The sequence below is a fragment of the Nostoc sp. CHAB 5836 genome, assembly GCF_020829445.1.
GTDB lineage: Bacteria > Cyanobacteriota > Cyanobacteriia > Cyanobacteriales > Nostocaceae > Nostoc.
In genome coordinates, this window is the sequence record NZ_JAIVFV010000078.1 from 1 (window position 1) to 15,266 (window position 15,266).

The 15,266-nt window shown below is 40.3% G+C and carries 14 protein-coding genes; 5 read left to right on the forward strand and 9 right to left on the reverse strand.

All coding sequences use genetic code 11. The annotated features are described in order from the left end of the window. Positions 1–515 precede the first annotated feature (515 nt). Together LC605_RS16935 and LC605_RS16940 are read left to right on the forward strand one after the other, a co-directional pair. The gene (locus tag LC605_RS16935) at positions 516–1,025 is read left to right on the forward strand and encodes a HugZ family protein (protein WP_229548684.1); all 510 of its coding nucleotides are present in this window, start codon (positions 516–518) and stop codon (positions 1,023–1,025) included. Between the two features lie 177 nt (positions 1,026–1,202). Further along, on the forward strand, positions 1,203–2,102 hold the full coding sequence (locus LC605_RS16940; RefSeq protein ID WP_229548685.1) for an alpha/beta fold hydrolase: 900 nt from the start codon (positions 1,203–1,205) through the stop codon (positions 2,100–2,102). 177 nt (positions 2,103–2,279) lie between these two features. On the opposite strand, the gene LC605_RS16945 is transcribed toward LC605_RS16940, so the two are convergent. Further along, on the reverse strand, positions 2,280–5,063 hold the full coding sequence (locus tag LC605_RS16945; RefSeq protein WP_229548686.1) for a zinc-dependent metalloprotease: 2,784 nt from the start codon (positions 5,061–5,063) through the stop codon (positions 2,280–2,282). An 844-nt stretch (positions 5,064–5,907) separates the two neighbouring features. Here LC605_RS16945 and LC605_RS16950 point away from each other — a divergent pair. From LC605_RS16950 to LC605_RS16955, 3 genes are all read left to right on the forward strand, one after another. Continuing rightward, entirely contained in the window at positions 5,908–6,204 is a 297-nt protein-coding gene (locus tag LC605_RS16950; RefSeq protein ID WP_306426866.1) for a hypothetical protein, read from the forward strand. A gap of 575 nt (positions 6,205–6,779) precedes the next feature. Continuing rightward, positions 6,780–6,905 carry a hypothetical protein gene (locus LC605_RS32995; protein ID WP_267868571.1) on the forward strand — a complete coding sequence of 42 codons (126 nt, stop codon included), beginning with the start codon at positions 6,780–6,782 and terminating at the stop codon, positions 6,903–6,905. A 195-nt stretch (positions 6,906–7,100) separates the two neighbouring features. Then, entirely contained in the window at positions 7,101–7,592 is a 492-nt protein-coding gene (locus LC605_RS16955; protein WP_229548688.1) for a DUF1499 domain-containing protein, read from the forward strand. Positions 7,593–8,080: 488 nt separating this feature from the next. Here LC605_RS16955 and LC605_RS16960 read toward each other — a convergent pair whose 3' ends face one another. The 8 genes from LC605_RS16960 to hpsB form a co-directional block, all read right to left on the reverse strand. Continuing rightward, on the reverse strand, positions 8,081–8,608 hold the full coding sequence (locus tag LC605_RS16960) for a hypothetical protein (protein WP_306426867.1): 528 nt from the start codon (positions 8,606–8,608) through the stop codon (positions 8,081–8,083). A gap of 276 nt (positions 8,609–8,884) precedes the next feature. Continuing rightward, complete coding sequence (locus tag LC605_RS16965; protein WP_229548689.1) at positions 8,885–9,445, reverse strand: Tfp pilus assembly protein FimT/FimU; 561 nt, start codon at positions 9,443–9,445, stop codon at positions 8,885–8,887. Between the two features lie 24 nt (positions 9,446–9,469). Further along, entirely contained in the window at positions 9,470–10,465 is a 996-nt protein-coding gene (locus tag LC605_RS16970) for a glycosyltransferase (RefSeq protein ID WP_229548690.1), read from the reverse strand. A 22-nt stretch (positions 10,466–10,487) separates the two neighbouring features. Then, positions 10,488–11,522 (reverse strand): hormogonium polysaccharide biosynthesis glycosyltransferase HpsE, encoded by a 1,035-nt coding sequence (gene hpsE / locus LC605_RS16975; protein ID WP_229548691.1) that lies wholly within the window; start codon positions 11,520–11,522, stop codon positions 10,488–10,490. After that, the gene (hpsE, locus tag LC605_RS16980; RefSeq protein WP_229548692.1) at positions 11,503–12,462 is read right to left on the reverse strand and encodes a hormogonium polysaccharide biosynthesis glycosyltransferase HpsE; all 960 of its coding nucleotides are present in this window, start codon (positions 12,460–12,462) and stop codon (positions 11,503–11,505) included. The genes hpsE (LC605_RS16975) and hpsE (LC605_RS16980) overlap by 20 nt, the downstream gene beginning before the upstream one ends. Before the next feature lie 195 nt (positions 12,463–12,657). After that, positions 12,658–13,368, reverse strand: coding sequence for a prepilin-type N-terminal cleavage/methylation domain-containing protein (locus tag LC605_RS16985; protein WP_229548693.1), 711 nt, complete (start codon positions 13,366–13,368; stop codon positions 12,658–12,660). Positions 13,369–13,396: 28 nt separating this feature from the next. Further along, positions 13,397–14,377, reverse strand: a complete 981-nt coding sequence (hpsC, locus tag LC605_RS16990; protein WP_229548694.1) for a hormogonium polysaccharide secretion pseudopilin HpsC — start codon at positions 14,375–14,377, stop codon at positions 13,397–13,399. A 127-nt stretch (positions 14,378–14,504) separates the two neighbouring features. Next, positions 14,505–15,242, reverse strand: a complete 738-nt coding sequence (hpsB, locus tag LC605_RS16995; RefSeq protein ID WP_229548695.1) for a hormogonium polysaccharide secretion pseudopilin HpsB — start codon at positions 15,240–15,242, stop codon at positions 14,505–14,507. Between the last annotated feature and the right edge of the window lie 24 nt (positions 15,243–15,266).

Sequence of the window (15,266 nt, forward strand, 5' to 3'; positions counted from 1 at the left end):
CGTACCTGCACAAGTTGTAGCCCTGGGTAAACAAGTAATGGGAAAACATGGAGCGTACCTAACAGGCTTGTGATGAGCTCGGAAAGCATTAATTGAATCCTAAGTAAGCGTAATTGCAATACCTTTCCTACTGGTAGTTGTTTTGAGCGTCTAGGGGGATATTTGACTATCCCTTTTAAGCGAGTCTTAGAGAATCTGCGTGTCTTCAGACCGCAGAGTGTCAAAATTAGCGATCGCTCCCCTTAACTAAAGAGCGATCGCTTTATTTTTTGAGCATTCTATGGGTCGTAGACATCGCTCAATCACGTTAGGATACTTAATTAGAGAGCATTTATAAAGTAAACCTTAAATTATCGGGTGCGTTATCGCTCTTGTGTACGGCATCTGAAAATATGGTGTGTTACGGCTAAATTAGACTTTCTCCAACCCTCAAATTCCTATACAGCCGTAACACACCCTACTTAATATTTACTTTATAGGCTCTTAGGTGTTCCTAATCGAGCAGTAATTTACTTATGAGTCAACTTGAAAACATTCAAACTGAGTACGAGAAATTTCCTGAAGCCTTTGAGAGTGTAATCATTAGCACCGTCAGCGCAGAGGCAATACCCCATGCTAGTTATGCTCCATTGGTAATGGATGATGCCAAAAATATCTACATTTACGTCAGTGGTCTTTCGACTCATACCAAAAATCTCTATGCCAATCCTCATGTTAGTGTCTTGTTTATCGAGGATGAAGCTAAGAGTAATCTGATTTTTGCCCGTCGTCGTTTGAGTTTTGATTGTACGGCAACTTTGATAGAGCATGAAACTGACAAATGGAATCAAATTGTTGGGCAATTTCAAGACCGCTTTGGGCAAATTATCGAGGTTTTGCGCGGCTTGTCTGACTTTCGGATTTTCCAGCTAACTCCGAGTGAAGGTCGCTTTGTAGTTGGTTTTGGCAAAGCTTATCACATTAGTGGTGATAACCTCCATCAACTTATTCAAATTACAGGAGATGCCGACAAAAATCAAAAATGAATTATGAATTAATTTGACTTTATGCAAATTCAACTAAGTACGTTGGTGCGAAAAAAGTCAAGTATGTTACGAAACGTAAATAAGCTAAAAACCTTTACTAATGACAAATGACCAATGACAGCCTTAGCCAGTTAACTTTAATTGCGCCAACCTACTTCAACTAAACTTTTTAATTTTATGCTTCAGTTTCAACCTCCTGGCTTTGGACATAAAGTCATCCATACATCCTTGGGGGCAATGGTTTACTATACCCAAACAAATGCACCTTGGGCAATTGCTGACACTGAAAATTCACCCCCATTAATGTTTCTGCATAACTTTGGTGGTGGAGCGTCTGCTTATGAATGGTCTAAAGTTTACCCAGCTTTCGCCTCTAATTATCACATTTTAGCCCCCGATTTAATCGGGTGGGGAGAATCGGCTCATCCAGTTCGTGATTATCAAATTAGGGATTATCTCAGCACGATCGCAGAGTTTATCATCCAAACTTGTCGCCAGCCACTAACAGTGGTAGCCTCATCTCTCACAGCCGCTTTTGCCATCCGCCTAGCTATTGTTCAACCCAATTTATTTAAAGCGCTGTTTTTGGTTTCCCCCTCTGGATTTGATGATTTTGGAGAGGGTGCTGGACGCAGACTTCCCCTTTCAGTGATCAATGCACCTCTGTTGGACAATTTTATTTACATCCTTGGTGCTGAAAATGAAATTGCAGTCCGAAATTTTTTACAAAGTTTTCTGTTTGCTAAGTCACAACGAGTATCCCAAGAGATGGTGGAGGCTTATTTAACTTCTGCACAACAACCTAATGCCAAATTTGCCGCCTTGGCATTTTTGCGGGGCGATCTTTACTTTGATCTGAGTTTATATATTCAACAACTGACAATTCCCACCGTGATTTTTTGGGGAGAAAAGGCAGAATTTACCAACATCAAATTAGGACGACGTTTAGCAAATTTAAATCCAAGGGCAATTGGAGATTTTTATGCGATCGCAGATTCAGGAATATTACCTCATTTGGAAATACCGGAAGTGTTCATTGGTCTATTGCAACGTTATCTTGCGAGAGTAGGGAGTTAGGGATTTCCAATAAATAAATTATTCAATCTTGTGGGGTGAGCGTCACGCCCACCCCACAAGAAGTAATTGAGTATTTTTTAAATTGGAAACATTAAATTGGTATTAGCTAAACAATTGCCCCTACACTTGTTCTATGCAACCTCAAATATAATTGGTATAATTCCCGACTCAGGATTTCTACTTTGAGAGTAACTGGGCATTTAATGCTTTACTAATGCGATCGCCAGAAGCTTCTAAGTGGGCTAGGGTGTAAATATCATCAATCGGGGGAACCCCGCCAATGGGCTGTTCACCAAGTTGTTTGAGTCTGACATCAATGGCTTTTTGCAGTTGGCGCAATTTATACCAAGCCAATGTCCGACCATCTTCAGGTGTATTAGTCCTACCTAACATCATCTCTAGCAAAATATTCAGATATTCCCGTTGCAATGAACGGCGGATGCTAGAAATTGACTTTGGTTCTCCTGTTGCGAAAACTTCTGTCCAAATGCCTGTTTGCAGGGTATCTAACAGTTCGGGAATGGAAAGTGCTTGCCCAGGCAGAGTTTTTAATTCTATATCTTGTAAACGATTGAGGCGATCGCTGTCTAGTAGCGATCGCAGTATCGCACTTTGGAAACTGAGAATGCGATCGTGAATTGGATAATCAAGGCGGTTGTTCGGTGCAGAACTACCCCAGTGTTCCCAACGCGACGGTGCCAGTTGATTCAGTAATTCTGGTGAAAAACTAAAAGCATCCTCAGCAAATACATACTCTTGCAACTTAGTCAATGCCTGACGTTGTTTTAAAAGTGAAACTGGTACAAATGCCCAAGCAGTATCATCACTAGCATGGGGACGTCGAAACGATTGTCCACCAATGTATTTAGAAAGCAAGGCGGCGTTCCGAAAATAATATTTAAGTACTCTATTAAATCTGAGGCGCAGGTTACTATAGCTTTCTCCTTTCCATAGATAACCTTTGTCAAGGTGCTGCCACATAAAACGGGCATTATCCATTTGCCACTGCGAATAAACTAGCACATCACTACTCATGTCCCAGACATTTGCTAAAGGATTGATGTCCCAGATATCTTCATCAGTTGCATAAGATAATTCTGGTTGAGGTGACGCCAGTGCAATCTGCTCTAAAAAACTTTTTTCTGATTCTGGAATCATCGGCTCAAATGCTGTTGATGGGTTTCTTTTATAACCATACTCAATTGCCCATTCGTCATAAGGCCCAATAACTCCTGGGAAATAGTCACCTTGATGTACTCCCTGTGGTGCTATATTTACAGGTAAATAGTCCATCACCGAACCCACTAAACCTTTGGTGTGCGTGATTTCAGTATTATTTAATTCTTTAGGCGCTAACATCGTGCTGCCATGAAAGTTGTGCCGTAAACCGAGAGTGTGCCCGACTTCATGTGCAATGAGAGAACGCAAATATTGATGCACATACTCCTTCATCGTTTCACTACTGGGTGTAGTGTTTGGCAAAATTGACAACGCCAGCGCACCCATAGCTGCTTGATCTGAAGACTCCATACCATAGCAGAACTCAGACGAAGGCAGAAGATCATGATTAGTCTCTGCCTTCTGACTCCTAGTCTTTGGCTGTTGGCTTCTCCAAAGAACTTGACATGGGTTTTTGCCTACTTGGGAAAAGTGTCCATCCCCAAAAGATGAATTTACTTCCATCAGTGCGTGATATTCTTGCTCAATTAAACGCATCATATTGGCATCCACCATAATATCTGCATCCAATATTTCCCCGGTGAATGGGTTGACACGCATCGGCCCTCTGGCAAAACCTGCATCTAAAGAATTGAACCAGCGAATACTATTGTAATGTACATCTGCTGGTTGCCAATCAGCATCATCTGGCATTTGCCGCACTTCAATGGCATTTTTAAATCCGGCTTTTTCAAATGCTTTATTCCACATCAAAACGCCTTCACGAATCGCATCGCGGTATTCTAGTGGCACAGCATTCTCAATCCAATACACAATTGGCTTTTTGGGTGGAGATAAGGGGGTGTTAGGATCTGATGGTTCTAGATGCCAGCGATTGATATAACGTACAAATGATTCGTGAGCATTTTTATTAGAGAAATCTTGGAAAGCAGTAATAAAATAACCTACTCTGTCATCAGCAAGTCTGGGAATATAACTATTGTTTTCTCTAAGCTGAGAAAAACTGTAGTGTACCTTCAGAGTGAGTGACCTGCTATCGGGGACAGTGACTAAATTCGCTCCTTCTGGTGATGAAAAACCGTAAATCGAATCAATCTCTATATTTCCTGGGAAACTGTTAATATCACCAAAATATGACTTACGTACATCCAAGCGGTAATCAGCCTGCAAAGAGTATCTCAATAAGGGAGTTAATCCAGGAAAATCCTGCATTAGCAGTTCATTCAGGTTGATCAGAATATTTTTACTGTCTGGTTCAAGAGTGGCTATTTCGAGCGAATAAAGAACTGAGTCGCTAAATGAACGAGCAAGCGATCGCTGTTCTACTCTACTTTCTGTACGGAATTTAACATTCCGCACAACAAAATGCAATCTATTGTTCACTCGTCGGAAGTAGAAGAGAAAATCAGAAAGAGGTAATCCACTATAAATCCCACTTTCTCCAACGCCCGATTCCAATGTCACTATAGCTAGGTAGTCTTTATTTAACTGCTCTGGTTTAATTTCTAAATAAATTTCGCCCGAATCTTCACTGCAATAAAGCGTGAAGAGTCCCTCTAGTTTATCTATTCTTTCAACAATTCCATTAAATCGACAAAAATCTTCCTTTCTTCTCTCAGCAAGATTATTAACAGCACCTGCTAAGTTTTCAACTGCTGGGGGCGCATTTAATTGCTGCACATCAATATTTGAAAGTTGGTTTGCTGTTGCAGAATCAGTTGATAGGAACAAGTTATAGAGTAATACTATACAAATTGCTAATTTCCTTATCCAGTATTTCATCCTTTGGCTTTCCACCTGAAGCAATTCTTGTGTTGAGGAAAAATGTGCATTAGTTTATCATCTGTAAGCCCTTCAAATATCTAGGGATTACGGTACAAATCTACTCAGTCAGACAAACAATGCCTCGTACTAGCCTACTAGTCGTGTGACTATTGATTGTTATTAGTAGCTCTTTAGGAATTATCCTTTAACTATCTATCTCTTAAGATAGACAATTTTTCTCCCCAAGGGTATATGTTTTTTTACTTGTATCTGTATTAAAAACCAAATGTAATATGAAAAATGTGTTTAGTGCTACATTTGTCTACCGAAAGGAATCTCAAGCATGATTTATAAACAAAGAGCAAAACTTCCAAGAAAGCTGTTATTAAGCAGGTAAATGTTTTTTCCGATAAATTGGGGAAATTTAGGTTAATATCAATCTTTTACTCCCATAGTCAATTGGTTCTTCTCAATGGCCTTCAAAGCGCTAGCTCAACAGAAAATCAGCTTTATGAGGTTTTTGCCCCCCTTTTTAAGGGCGGTAGGGGCGCAAGTCCTTGCTCTCCTAAAACAGACGTGGTTCAAATACATCAAAACTGCTGTAATTTTTGGAGATGCCTAATGCTTTTAGTTGGTTTATCTGCATATGATTGCCATATTCTCATCCAATATTTTTCATAACTGAGATATGTCTTTTGTTAGAAGGATAATTGTTTTTTTAGAGTTAATCTTTATTTGTACTCCAAAAAACAAGCTAATTGGCATGATAAACTTGATTTCTAGAACTATTAGTCACATCAGTTCCTTCCTTAAAGGACTTCAGATAAAAGGTTTTTTCGCTGTTGTCCTAGTTGGTTTTTTAATGCTGACGACCAACGTTGGTTATGGCCACAATGACAAAACATTAGGTGAGAGAGTCCGCGAACGGGTACAGCAAGATGATTCTCAAAGACCGAGAACAATAGGCGAGTGGAATAAAGAAGCTCGTGAAACAGAAGGTTCGCCTGGTAAACGACTTCAAAAGATTGGAGAAGAATCAGCAGAAGCTTTTAAACAATTTGGATCTGGGTACGTAGAAGGTGCTCAGAAAACTGCTAGTGATGTAGGGAACAGTGCAGCACAGACAGGCAAAGATATCTCTAACCAACTTCCGCGCTAAATGCGTTACAGCCTTCCATTGGCAGCAAGTGCTAATAACTTTTCCCCAAAAAATTAGTCACAATAGGGACGCTGGTGTCTAACCACCGAACTCCTTTAATACCTGGGAATGCACTTACTCTTCCTGATGAAAGATTTGTAGCGTTTTTCAGTTGTCTTAGGGGCACAGCAATTCTCATTGGTGTCAACTTAACGTGAAACGGGCGGTTAGAAACCGCGTCTACACAAAGGAAACCCACCGACCTGGGTTTCAAAACCTTGATTTGACCTTAGTCCGCGCAGGCGGACGAAAGCCTGTATAGCCAAGCCAGTGCGGTCTTCTCCCAAGGGGAGACGCCAAAGGCGATAGCGCAGCGTTAGCGAGTCCGCGAGCGTCTGGGGGTTTCCCCCATGAGCAACTGGCACGCGAATGACCTTCGCCAAGGCTTAAGTTAGCACGTATGAGTAATGCTGTGTTCCTACTGCTTTGTCTATTAGACATCTGGTGAAATTAAATATGCGTTACCCAGAACCCTTGTAGAGAGGTAGCAGTGCTACGTCAAAACAATTCTTTTTCACCAGATGTCTATTAGAGATATGAAGCAATCTAAAAGTATGCCAAAGCGGGGACTTCTCTTAACGATCGCAGGGTTAAAGCGTTTACAAGCGGCGATTCTGGGTATGGAAAAGGTACAAAACAATGGACATCGCTTTACTCTATAAAATAAGATACCAGTTAAAAAATTTGAATTAATTAGAAAAATCAAAAGTCTGATTAATATATTGGTACATTATTAAACCGCAAGTCCCTAACCATCACCTAAACCAAAAGCCAGGTGCGATCTTTGTAACCAGCGCTCACCCGAAATGACCGAAAATAAGGGAAGTGCTATTTAAACCTTGAAGAGTTAATTTATCATGTCCCATCTACTAAAAGCGTTCCGGCAGCGACTCTTGTGGAGTGCAACTTTTGTAATACTCCTAACTTTGATTGGTAGCTTAATATTTCCTGCTGCTACTTGGGCTGCTTCTTCTGATTTGGGAGTTGATAGTGGTCATCTTACTGCTTGTCCGGCTTCAGACAACTGTGTTGTGAGTCAAAATGCTGATTCCAAACACGCCATTGACCCGATTATTTATCATGTAGACCGCGATGCAGCCAGAGAAATCTTACTAAAAGTTCTTACTGTTGTTCCCCGTACAGAAGTTATAGAACAGACTCCTAATTACATCCATGCTCTTTCTAAAAGCCGCATCTTTAAATTTGTTGATGACGTAGAGTTTTATTTTCCTGCCAATGAGTCAGTAATTCATCTGCGTTCGGCATCTCGCGTAGGAGAGTCGGATCTTGGTGTTAATCGTAGACGTGTGGAGCAAATTCGACTGGCTCTACGCGATTTAAACATTTGACTTTTAGCGATTTCTAATTAGGACTTACGCAATAACCCTCTGAAACTCTTATTCCTTTGTGTCCTTCTCTTACGAGACGCACTCGCGTTTGCGCCCTACCCTGCGGGAAGCCGCTTTGCGTCTATGCGGTTCGTTTTTTCATTATTTTGCGTAAGTCCTATCTAATTACTGATATGCTTTTATAGCTTCAGTTGCTGGCACTCACTACGTGACGCAAGCACGAACAATCAGTGGTGCGTCTGAATCCCCTATAGGACTTACGCAACCGGCATATTATTTTGAGTTTGTAGTGTTCGCGCAGCGTCTCGAAGAGAGGACTTTAGTCCTCTTTCATCAGGGCTGTTCGCGGAGCGTTCCCGTAGGGTAGCCCTTACTACAAACTAAAAGCTTTTATTTTTTGTGACACTTGCGTAAGTCCTATGATTAATTCTGACCGGAGGCGGAGGGTCTCCGGCTCAGTTCCTGAATTATGATGAATGTATTCTTCTTCAATGGTTTTGGATGTACCGAAAGTTCATCGCTCCCTTATAGCCAGAAGCTTTGGCTAAATCCTTGAGATTTTGCACACCACTATACTGTCCGCCATTAATAATCCAGGTCGGAACACCTGGGACTTTGGCAGCAGCGCACAAATCAGGACGAGGGTTAATGCCTCTCTTGTCGCACTCGATTTTCACATTATCATTAATGATTTGATAGGCTTCCTTACCAAAGAGCAGCTTTTGTTGATGACAGTGAGGACACCACCACGCGACATATTCCTTTGCCCCGATGTCCACCAAATGCCGTGCCAAAGTTATCTCTGCTTCACCGGAAGTAGTAGTGATTTCCCAGCCAACTCCAGGCTCAGGGCGTCCACTGGGCAAGAAGAAAATGACTGATGGGGACTTTTGGTTGTCCTTGGTCAGTGCTAGTGCTGTTGGTATTGACCAATGGAGTGGAGAGATCGAACTGATACCAACACAGATAATCGAGAGCGGGAACAGTGCAAGTGGAATTGGGTGTTTGATAGCCATATTACATACAGCAGATTTCAACTTGGTGAGGTACAGATAATTGTAAGGGCTAACGGTCGTTCGCCCCTACTCGTGTACTTCATTTACCTGAAAAACGCTGTATATACAATAGACATCTGGTAGAAATTAAATATGCCTTACCCAGAACCCTTGTAGAGACGTAGCAGTGCTACGTCAAAACAATTCTTTTTCACTCCTATGTCTAATCTATTAAAAGTTTTCATTAACTGCTGCCCAAGGGCATTGGACTTAAAATTTGATAACCCGCAACTTGAGTCAATAGCAATACTTGCCGCGATCGGTTGTAGTCTGCTCCTTTGCGGTTCGCATTGCCCCTAAAATAGTTGAAATAATAACACAACGTTTAGCTTTACCACCAGACTTGCTCGATAGCGTGATCCGTCCTAGCTCTTTAGCGTTACCTTTATAGTCAAATTTAACTTCTTGTATGCGATCTAGAGGTTGGAAGTTTGTCTCAGAATCAAGGCGTACACCAGAATCTAGGTTATTCCAGTTAGCGTTAGAGGGGTTGACTGTCAGAGGATGAACTGCCCATTGAACAATACTGTTTTGTTCGCGAAAGCTAGCTTGCCAAGTCAATTTATCCTTGGTAGCTTGTCTTTGGGCTTGGCGCATCGCATAATAAACCTCATTTTGGGCAGTGTTGAGACGGCGAGTCTCCACAAAAGCCAGCCAGTTGAGTATTCCCAGCGTAGCTAATATACCAATTAATACAACAACTAGTAACATTTCTGGTAAGGTAAAACCACTGTTAGAGTCCTGATTCCAGAGATTTTTTGCCTTAACGAGAAATCGTAAATGCATCAGGGTATCCATTTTTCTTTTCTGGTCGATTTTCACCTAGTCAGATGTTGAACAATGTTTCAGTTCTTGGCTTCTTAATTCGCGCTGGTTAGTAATACTGTAAAGCAAGGTAGGCAAGGTAAGAATTATGATAGTTTTCAATAACAATTTTAAGGTGAAATTTATATTCTGAAGTTTTGCAGGGTCGTTAAGAAAATACTTCCACAGAAATTTAGCAGCTACTAAACCTTTTTCTCGATTAAACGGTTTTTGTAGGGCTTTGCAGACAAGGTACTTATATAAATTTGCTAGGCTTATATTCCAACTATTCTTAACTGTCGTTCCCATAGCATCTCGTAGATAAGGTCTTTCCTTGTATGCTCTTTGAAGCACTTGCAAACAGGATTTTTCCTGCCTGACAAGATTGGAAGAAACTGAATTAGCACTGATCCGATATAATATTTGTACAGATGGTACACATATAAAATCAAACTTAGAGGCTAATCGCAGCCACATATCCCAATCCTGAGCTGCACTTAGAGATTCGTCAAAACCACCTAATGTCATTAAAGATTTTCTACAAATTAAGGGATTGGAACCATTTTCTAGAAAGTTATTTAGTAACAAATTTTCATAAACATTTCCATTTACATTCATCCGCTTACCTGAAAGTATAAATTGACCATTCGTGTCAATATAATCAGTCCAACTGTAAGCAACTTTCGCAGTAACATTTTCTTCCAGAGCCTTGAACTGAGACTGGAGTTTATCAGGTGTCCAAAGATCATCTGCATCTAAGAAACTAACAAATTCTCCAACTGCACGGTTTAGTCCTCGGTTACGGCTGACGTTTCCGCCAGCATTGGAATAGGAAAATACTTTTATTCGTGAGTCTTGGATTTGTCTAATCACTTCTAGAGTTGAGTCTTGTGAACCATCATTAATGACAATTAATTCTAGAACACTCAAAGTTTGATTGAGAACAGATTCAATTGCGTCACTAATAGTCTTCTCACTATTATAAGCGGGGATGATTACAGAAATTTTCGGCAAACTTTTACTACATTTAATCATCTTATAGGGCAAATTTATTTTTTAATATTCTACCTATATTACATTTTAAATAGTAAAGAGGACTCATCATACTAGCCAAGTAAAACTCTATCTCAAAAAGAGCAATTAAATTACTTTTCAATTGCCCTCTATACTGAATGACGTGCTGTAATACTCGGCGTAAATTCCCTAAAACAGTTTTCACAAACACTATTGGTTTTTGCGAATTTTTAGTATTTATCAAACGTAACTGGAAAATACACAAGCCACAGCCGCGTGCAAGAGTCAAGAGGTAATCTCTCTCAAGTCGCCAATGTGGTATTTGATGATAAGTATGCATAGCAGGATTATACCAAATTTGCCAACCTGCATAATGTATGTAAAGCAATGGTTCATAGTCATCACCTTGCACCAAAATACCAGGCAACTTTCCGCTTAAGGTAGGTCGTTGTGGTACATTTTTACACCACACTTCTTTGCGAACAACAAGCGCTGCGCCAGGAGGAAGTCTTAAATTATCCGCATCAAACAAGTGTGGATTTGAACCATGTTCTCTGATAGCTAAAAAAGCTTGAATTCTTTCAAAGTTTTCTGGCGGTTTTACTTCAAAATCCCCATGAATCTGTCCACTCCAAGCTCCTGCTTGAGGATACTTCAATCCAAAGGTATATGCTTGGACTAACCAATCAGGCGCAGGTAAATTATCATCATCTAAAAATGCGATTAGCTGCCCTTTGGCTTCACGCACTGCACGCAGTCGCGCAAAAGCTGCTCCCTGTTCAGGTTCTAAAAAATATTTTAAATGACACTTACCATCATATATTTTTTGGTAATTATGGATTATTTCAGATGTATTATCGGAACTATTGTTATCGACAATAATAATTTCCCAGCTAAGTTGTTCTACTCCCGTCTGGGCTAAAAGTTTATCTAAAATTTTAGGTAAGCGAGTTGCTCCATTATATGCAGGAATAGCTACGCTAACATCTAAACTTTCAACTACTAATTCAGTCATAATATCTAAATATTCTGATAGCTTATTTTTTGAAATAGCCATTTTTCCAAAGATAAAAAGGGCTAATAAAACTACTTAAAAAAAGTTCCATTTCGCAAGCGACTACCAAATCTTCTTTTAGCTTAGTTCGATATTTGAGTAAGTGTAAAACAATTTTACGCAGGTCATTTATCATGTAAGGTAAAAGAGCGACTGGTCTATATATCTGTTTGATATTTACCATTCTAGTTACATAACGGCTAAGTCCGATACCACGAAAAAACGGAATTAGATAATCTTTTTGTAAACGAAATTTTGGTATTTTGTGATAAATTTCCATTTCTGGGTTGTACCAAATTTCCCATCCTGATTTTTGGATATAAGACAACATTTCTAAGTCTTCACTACTAAGCATATTGCCTTTAACTCTGCCAGTTAAAATAAACTTATCTGGTACACTTCCTAACCAAGCTTCTTTACGGACAACCAGTCCAGCAGATGGGGGTAGTAATTTTTTGGCAGCTTCATATAATAGTGGTAAACTACCTCGTTCTGTAATTGCCAAGAATGGAGCAATTCGCTGGAAATTTTCTGGTGGTTCTACTTCCCAGTCAGGATGAATTTGGCTGCCATAAGCTCCCGCCTGACGATATTTTTCACCAAAAGCATAAGCTGCGGATACCCAATTTGATACTGGGTAGTTGTCATCATCTAGAAAACCGATGAATTTACCTTTAGCTTCTGCAACTGCCATTTTTCGGGCATAAGCTGCGCCTTGTTTTGCTTCAAAGCAATACTTTAAAGGATAAGGACAGTGCCAATTATTTTGATAAGTTTGAACAACTTTAGCTGTCTTATCAGTGCTGTTGTTGTCTACAACTATAATTTCCCAAGATAAGTTTTCGGTGTAAAGTTGGTTTTGTAGTCGTTCTAGTAGTTCAGGTAAACGACTTTCACCGTTATAAGTTGGGATAGCTACAGTAAAGTCAAGGTTTTCAGTCATTTGACAAAAGTTACATTTTGATATGTTGATTAGGACGCTTTTTGTATACTCAGCCAATACCTAATTTATCAGTGACTCTTAAATAAATCTATCAAACATTAAAACTGCACATGATGTTTCAATTTTGCGATCAATGGGCAGTTTTATGTACAGTGTTATTACGTGTTTTTGAACAAATATTAATACATGAACTACTTAATTGCATTTATTGTCTTTTGCTGTGAGCATTGAGCCTAAGAGAGTTGTCACAATGACGCATCGTTTTACGCTACTAGCCGATGTAGAATTCGTAGGATTTGGTACAGCTACCACTATTTTTAACCCAGGTGGATCACCTGTTCCAAGGTTTGGAGGTGGTAAAGTTGGTAAAGCACCCATATAGTCAAAGGTAATTTTTGTTGGTGTGCTTGAAGGAGGGTAGGATACAGGAGAATTAGTAGTAGAATTGGCAGCATTTTCGCCACTGAGATTTGCACCTAGCAGTAATTTATCAGAGCTTACGCCTACATCCGCCCCTAAAGGTTTCCATGTAGGGGTTCCAGGATTGCTACGATAAATAGCAACCTCAACATTTTGGGTTGTGGTATTTTTCTGAAAACTGACACTGTAGCTAAGTTTTTTGTTTTTAGCTTCGCGCTGTGCTTCTTGCAGTGCGGCTAAAACAGCGTCGTTAGCCTTATTTATCTGCTGTCGATTTACAAAGGCAATCCAACCAGGAGCTGCGATCGCTGATAAAATTCCTACCAAGAGTAGTACTACTATTAATTCAATTAGGCTAAAACCAGCATCCTTTTGCAAGTATGCAGATGTGTAGCGAAGTCTGTTCGCTAGAGATACCTGCTTTGGTGTTTCCACTACAAATTGTTTAGGAATTTTGTTTAACCTCAATAAAGCTGCGCCGTGCATACAATACCTTTGATTGATTAGCTAGAGGTTATTTAGTAAATAAAAATCCGTGTCCTCGCACCCGAACGCTCGCACTGGGAAAATAAGTTTTTGCGTTAGCGGTGTAAGCTAAGTTGTTATTTTGCAGACGAGCAAGTGCGTTACCTCTGATGTAAACCTGTGCTAACACTTCGTTGGCATCGACACAAGCAAAAAATCCACTTGTTGAGCTGCCTACAAGGTTTGGGGTAGAACAAGGTGTACTGATAGGTGCAGTGTTGCTAATGTAATCAATCAAAGTCACGACTTGATTAGTATAATCATCTGATGCAGCCTGCCATTGATTCATCTTGTTTTTGAGCGTAGCACCGCTCTTATTTAGAGGTGGTGGATTAAATCCAACATCACTTGCCCTTCCTGCTGTATTAGCATAAGCTGCATTCACTTGGCCTCGAAGTTGAAACCTGCCAATTCGTGCTTCTTGAGACCACGTATTGTTAGTCTTATTTGGATTTGTGATTAAGTAGTATGCTACTAATGAATAAGCAAAGCCATCATCTGCATTTACACCAGTCTGAGTGCTGGCAGTAATTCCAACGCTATCAGCAATAAGCTCACGTTTCCAAAAAACAAGTATTGGTGTGCAAACACTCGGATTGCTGCCGGTAGTAGGGCTACAACTAGAAGCGGATTTGACTGGTGGTATTTGGTCTTTAATACCTGAACTACTAATAGTAGTCGTATTTGTGTTTTGGGTAACACCATCAACATCGTAGATGTAAACTGCTTGTTGTAAGTCACGAGCGATATAATCTAGTGCTGCTTGGATTTCTTCCTCAGAAGTTGCCTTAGCTTGTTCTTTGCGATCGCCATCTAGAATATTAATCAGAAAGGCCATCAAAGGCGTTATGATTAACACTGCCATCACCATAGCTACTAGCAGTTCAATCAGGGTAAAGCCGCTAATTGTCTTATTTATTCCAGAGCGTTTTAATTGAGTACTCAGGATAAATTTCAGTGAGTTTATCATGCTGCGGTTTCCCTTTTATTGACAGATATTTAAGAATAGACTTCTTACATAAATATTTATTTGCCTTAGACAGAGGCGCAGAGAAAGATTCTAAAATTGGAAGTTTTGCAAGAAGTCTAATTAATATTCAATTGCAACCACCTGTGTAGCGAGCGCAAAGGTCGCTGTATTTAGGTACTGTGTCGTTGATATCTGTTGTAATTTCTACTAAAGGTGCTTTGCGCTGACCGACACCTCCGGTAAAAGTCGCTTGTTTATTATTGGGTAAAGAATTACTTGTGAGTAGAGCTACACTGTCCTTAAAAGCATCTGCCCTGTAAACTCGGACTCCTAGAGCATATCCTGCGGAATCTGGGTTGTTATTTGGACGAAAACCCTGCACAACCATATCTGTGACACTGGTACTTTCACACGTACCACTGCCATCAAAATCTATGCAGTATAAAGATGTGCCTGTTGGAGGTGTTGGAACTGAGCAGAATTTAGATTCTACAGGGGTTGCACTTGTAGGGGTTGAGGCTGTATTACAGGTGAGCGTTCCCGTCGCTGTAGGGGCGCTAGTCGCTGTAAGGGTGGTAGCGGTGGTTGGCCCAGATGGGGCCACAATTTTCTTAGTCTTCACCCCATCAATGTATGATTTAGCGGCTTGAGTGGCTAATTCTATCCTTCGGGATTGTACACGAGTTGCCACTGATAGAGAAAGAACTGGTGCGATCGCAACTAGCAATATGGCAACTACAAGTATCGCTACCAAAGATTCAATAATAGTGAAACCCCCTTCGCTATGTCGCACGTAAGGCAGATGTATCTTCTCTACTTCCGTTGTCTGTAATCTTTGTTTCTTAGCTTGTTTCCCTATCAACATGGCAATTTACCCAATATTTACAGC

What these genes read in the sequence shown, in the direction of transcription:
- hpsC (WP_229548694.1), bottom strand. Translation starts at nt 14,377, where the DNA reads ATGATAAACTCACTGAAATTTATCCTGAGTACTCAATTAAAACGCTCT.
- LC605_RS16935 (WP_229548684.1), top strand. Translation starts at nt 516, where the DNA reads ATGAGTCAACTTGAAAACATTCAAACTGAGTACGAGAAATTTCCTGAA.
- hpsE (WP_229548691.1), bottom strand. Translation starts at nt 11,522, where the DNA reads ATGGCTATTTCAAAAAATAAGCTATCAGAATATTTAGATATTATGACT.
- LC605_RS32995 (WP_267868571.1), top strand. Translation starts at nt 6,780, where the DNA reads ATGAAGCAATCTAAAAGTATGCCAAAGCGGGGACTTCTCTTAACGATC.
- LC605_RS16985 (WP_229548693.1), bottom strand. Translation starts at nt 13,368, where the DNA reads ATGCACGGCGCAGCTTTATTGAGGTTAAACAAAATTCCTAAACAATTT.
- LC605_RS16940 (WP_229548685.1), top strand. Translation starts at nt 1,203, where the DNA reads ATGCTTCAGTTTCAACCTCCTGGCTTTGGACATAAAGTCATCCATACA.
- hpsB (WP_229548695.1), bottom strand. Translation starts at nt 15,242, where the DNA reads ATGTTGATAGGGAAACAAGCTAAGAAACAAAGATTACAGACAACGGAA.
- hpsE (WP_229548692.1), bottom strand. Translation starts at nt 12,462, where the DNA reads ATGACTGAAAACCTTGACTTTACTGTAGCTATCCCAACTTATAACGGT.
- LC605_RS16965 (WP_229548689.1), bottom strand. Translation starts at nt 9,445, where the DNA reads ATGGATACCCTGATGCATTTACGATTTCTCGTTAAGGCAAAAAATCTC.
- LC605_RS16955 (WP_229548688.1), top strand. Translation starts at nt 7,101, where the DNA reads ATGTCCCATCTACTAAAAGCGTTCCGGCAGCGACTCTTGTGGAGTGCA.
- LC605_RS16950 (WP_306426866.1), top strand. Translation starts at nt 5,908, where the DNA reads ATGCTGACGACCAACGTTGGTTATGGCCACAATGACAAAACATTAGGT.
- LC605_RS16945 (WP_229548686.1), bottom strand. Translation starts at nt 5,063, where the DNA reads ATGAAATACTGGATAAGGAAATTAGCAATTTGTATAGTATTACTCTAT.
- LC605_RS16960 (WP_306426867.1), bottom strand. Translation starts at nt 8,608, where the DNA reads ATGGCTATCAAACACCCAATTCCACTTGCACTGTTCCCGCTCTCGATT.